This window comes from Rathayibacter sp. AY1A2, from assembly GCF_002930935.1.
In the GTDB taxonomy this organism is placed as follows: domain Bacteria; phylum Actinomycetota; class Actinomycetes; order Actinomycetales; family Microbacteriaceae; genus Rathayibacter.
This window is the reverse complement of record NZ_PSTP01000040.1, coordinates 1-3,816: the sequence shown is the minus strand read 5'-3', so window position 1 is coordinate 3,816 and position 3,816 is coordinate 1. Positions and strand designations below refer to the sequence as shown.

Sequence of the window (3,816 nt, the reverse complement as noted above, 5' to 3'; positions counted from 1 at the left end):
CCCCCGAGCCGACCGAGGCCCCGCAGCCGACGGCGGAGCCCCTGCCGCAGCCCGAGCCCACCGCGGTGCTCCCTCCGCGGACCTGCGCCGACGACCCCCGCCTCTGCACTCCTGCGCCCGAGCCGACCATCGGCGGGCCCCTCACCTGAGCCCCGGCTCGCGGCGCGCCCCGCCTGCGGGGATAGTGGAGGCATGAGCAGACTCCTCCTCGGCCTCCTGACCAACGCCGTCGCGATCTGGCTCACGACCCTGGTCGTGGCGGGCGTGCGCGTGGACCCGTACGAGGAGGGCCCCGCCGCGGCGGTCCTCACGTACCTGCTGGTCGCGGTGATCTTCGGCGTCGTCAACGCCGTCGTCGGCGGAGTGGTGCGGGTGGTCGCGTTCCCCCTGTACGTGCTGACGCTCGGCCTGGTCTCGTTCCTCGTCAACGGCCTCCTGCTGCTGCTGACCGCCTGGATCAGCGGCCTCTTCGGCTTCGGCCTCGTCGTGGACGGCTTCTGGTGGGGCGTGCTCGGCGCCCTCGTGCTCGCCCTGGTGAACTGGTTCATCGGCCTCCTCCTGCGCCCCTTCCTCCGCCGCCGTCAGGACTGACACCGCCGGCTCGGCAGCCAGCATCGGCCGCGCCGCCGCCGCCCGGGAGGCCGCGCGCGCCATCGGTGGACGGCGGCCGCGATCGGCCTGCTGTGGAGGAGCCGCGGTGCGCCATGATGGGCGGGTGACCCCCGACTCCCCTGCGCCCTCGGCCTTCGCCGTGTGCTTCGTCTGCACCGGCAACATCTGCCGGTCGCCGATGGCCGAGGTGGTGCTGCGCTCCCTGGCGGAGCAGGCGGGGCTCGGCTCCGCGATCGAGATCAGCTCGGCCGGCACCGGCGAGTGGCACCTCGGCGAGCACGCCGACAGCCGCGCCCTCGCGGCGCTGGAGCGGCACGGCTTCGACGGGGGCCGCCACCGCGCCCAGCTCTTCGACCCGTCCCGCTTCGCCGAGTTCGACCTGGTCGTCGCGCTCGACCACGGGCACGAGCGCGCGCTGCGCTCCTGGGCGCGCACCGAGGTCGACCGGCAGAAGATCCGCCGCCTGCTCGACTTCGAGCCCGGCCTCTCCCCGCAGGGCGACGTCCCCGACCCCTACTATTCCGATGCGGCGGCGTTCGACTCGGTGCTCGCGCTCATCGAGCGCGCCTGCCGGGCCCTCTTCGCCCAGATCGAACCAGGACTGCGCGGCAACCGCTCGGTCCGCCCCGACTCCACCGACGCGCGCGCCGCCCTCGCGCAGGACACCTGAGAACCGGAAGGCACCACCGCATGACCTCGCTCCCCACCCAGCCGCTGAGCCCCCTCGACGGCCGCTACAGCGGTGCCGTCTCGTCGCTCGGCGAGTACCTCTCGGAGGCGGGGCTGAACCGCGCGCGGGTGCACGTCGAGGTCGAGTGGCTGCTGGCGCTGACCGACCGCCGCCTCTTCGGCTCCGAGCCCGTCGACGCGGCGGCCGCCGAGGAGCTCCGCCGCCGCGCCCGCGACTTCGGCCAGCCCGAGATCGACGAGCTGGCCGCCCTCGAGGCCCGCACCCGCCACGACGTGAAGGCCGTGGAGTACCTCGTCCGCCAGTGGCTCGAGGAGCTCGGACTGCAGCGCATCGCCGAGCTCACCCACTTCGCCGCCACCAGCGAGGACATCAACAACCTCTCCTACGCGATCGTGGTCCGTCAGGCCGTCGGCGAGATCTGGCTGCCGAAGCTGCGCTCGGTCGTCGCGTCGCTCCGGGAGCTGGCCGTCCGCTACCGCGACGAGTCGATGCTCAGCCGCACCCACGGCCAGCCCGCGACCCCGACCACGATGGGCAAGGAGTTCGCCGTCTACGCCTACCGGCTCGAGCGGGTCGTCGCGCAGATCGAGGCGACGGAGTACCTGGGCAAGTTCAGCGGAGCGACGGGCACGTTCGCCGCGCACCTCGCCGCCGACCCCGGCACCGACTGGCCCGCCCTCGCGGAGGAGTTCGTCACCTCCCTCGGCCTCGTCTTCAATCCGCTGACCACCCAGATCGAGTCGCACGACTGGCAGGCCGAGCTCTACGGCAGGGCCGCGCACGCGAACCGCATCCTGCACAACATCTGCACCGACGTCTGGACCTACATCTCGCTCGGCTACTTCCGGCAGATCCCCCAGGCCGGGGCGACCGGCTCGTCCACGATGCCGCACAAGATCAACCCGATCCGCTTCGAGAACGCCGAGGCGAACCTCGAGCTCTCCAGCGCCCTGCTCGACTCGCTCGCGCAGACCCTGGTCACCTCGCGCCTCCAGCGCGACCTCACCGACTCGACCACGCAGCGCAACATCGGCGTCGCGTTCGGCCACTCCCTCCTCGCCCTCGACAACATCGCCCGCGGCCTGCTCGAGATCGACCTCGACCCGACCGCCCTCGCCGCCGACCTCGACGGCAACTGGGAGGTGCTGGCCGAGGCGATCCAGACGGTGATCCGCGCAGAGGTGGCGGCCGGCCGCTCCTCGATCACCGACCCGTACGCGCTGCTGAAGGACCTGACCCGCGGCAAGCGCCTCGGTGCCGACGACCTCGCCGTCTTCGTGCAGGGTCTCGACATCGGCGACGCGGCGAAGGAGCGCCTGCTGGCGCTGACGCCGGGCGGCTACACGGGCCTCGCCTCGTCGCTGATCGACCGCCTGAGCTGATCCGCCGGGCAGCGAGCGCGCGGGTGCCGCCGTCCTCGAGAGCGAGCACTCCGACTCCTGCGTGCTCGCGGCGGCGCGGTCGACGGCGGCGCGATGTCGGGGGTCGCACCTAGCGTCGGCGGCATGTCAGCGTGCGCGATCGGAGGGTGCGCCTCCTCGGCCGAGACGGGCGCCCCCCTCGCGCTCTGCGCGGCGCACCTCGGGCTCGCGCACGACTGGGTCGCCCGCGAGGACGGCGTGATCGACGTCCTGCCCTCGCCGTGCGCGGCGTGCGGGTCCCGCCTGGGCGTCCGGCTCCCCTCCGCCTGGCTCTGCGCCGCCTGCGAGTGGCGGCTCGGCGACGCTCCCGACGGCGAGCTGCCGCCGCCCCGGGTCGACGTCGTCTACTACATCCGCTTCGGCGAGCGGATCAAGATCGGCACCAGCGGCAATCCCCGGCAGCGCCTCCACCGGCTCCGGCACGAGGAGCTCCTCGCGTTCGAGCGCGGCGGGCGAGCACTCGAGCAGCATCGGCACGCCCAGTTCGCCGACGAGCGCCTGGAGCGCACCGAGTGGTTCGCGCGCAGCCCCGTGCTCGACGCCCACATCGAGACCGTGCGCGCCGGGGAGCCCGACCCCTGGGCCCTGCACCGCCGCTGGCGCAGCGAGGCGCTGGCCCTGCGGCTCTGACGCGTCGGCTGCGAGCCGGCGGCGACGACTCGACCGCTCCGACTCGCCGGCTCCCACTCGACGGTTCCCACTCGCCGGCACTGCATCCACGGGTCCCGCTCCGCCGAGCCGGACACCGCGACGGAGTGCCGGGGAGGGCGCGCCGGGCACGGGTCCCCCGAGGACCGTCCCGCAGCCGCCGCACGACGCGCTCAGCGCCCCCAGGCGTCGACGAGCAGCGGACCGCGGACATCGCGGAGCCGGTCGACCAGACGGTCCGCCAGCGCGGCCGTGACTCCCGTGGCGACCAGGTCGTGGGGGCCGAGCGGCAGCAGCTTCCCCGTGCGGATGCGCACCACCTCCCACCCGGCGGAGCGGAGCGCGCGGTCCTTCCGCCGGTCGGCCTCCTCGCGGTGCCCGACGTGCTCGAGTCCGTGACGGCCGGTGGAGTCGTACTCGATCGCGACGCGCAGCTCGCCGAGC

At 74.0% G+C, this 3,816-nt stretch carries 4 protein-coding genes and 1 pseudogene; 4 read left to right on the top strand and 1 reads right to left on the bottom strand.

Annotated elements, in window-relative coordinates; translation table 11 throughout:
* Positions 1-192 precede the first annotated feature (192 nt).
* The 4 genes from C5B93_RS16760 (at position 193) to C5B93_RS16745 (ending at position 3,354) form a co-directional block, all read left to right on the top strand.
* Positions 193-591: a phage holin family protein gene (locus C5B93_RS16760; protein WP_104225199.1), complete on the top strand. Its 399-nt coding sequence runs from the start codon at positions 193-195 to the stop codon at positions 589-591.
* A 124-nt stretch (positions 592-715) separates the two neighbouring features.
* Positions 716-1,282, top strand: coding sequence for a low molecular weight protein-tyrosine-phosphatase (locus C5B93_RS16755; protein WP_181027248.1), 567 nt, complete (start codon positions 716-718; stop codon positions 1,280-1,282).
* A 20-nt stretch (positions 1,283-1,302) separates the two neighbouring features.
* Positions 1,303-2,685 (top strand): adenylosuccinate lyase, encoded by a 1,383-nt coding sequence (gene purB / locus C5B93_RS16750; RefSeq protein ID WP_104292998.1) that lies wholly within the window; start codon positions 1,303-1,305, stop codon positions 2,683-2,685.
* Between the two features lie 123 nt (positions 2,686-2,808).
* The gene (locus C5B93_RS16745) at positions 2,809-3,354 is read left to right on the top strand and encodes a GIY-YIG nuclease family protein (protein WP_104288118.1); all 546 of its coding nucleotides are present in this window, start codon (positions 2,809-2,811) and stop codon (positions 3,352-3,354) included.
* A 191-nt stretch (positions 3,355-3,545) separates the two neighbouring features.
* Here the strand turns inward: C5B93_RS16745 and C5B93_RS16740 are convergent.
* Positions 3,546-3,816, bottom strand: a pseudogene (locus tag C5B93_RS16740) (hypothetical protein); the annotation flags it as partial.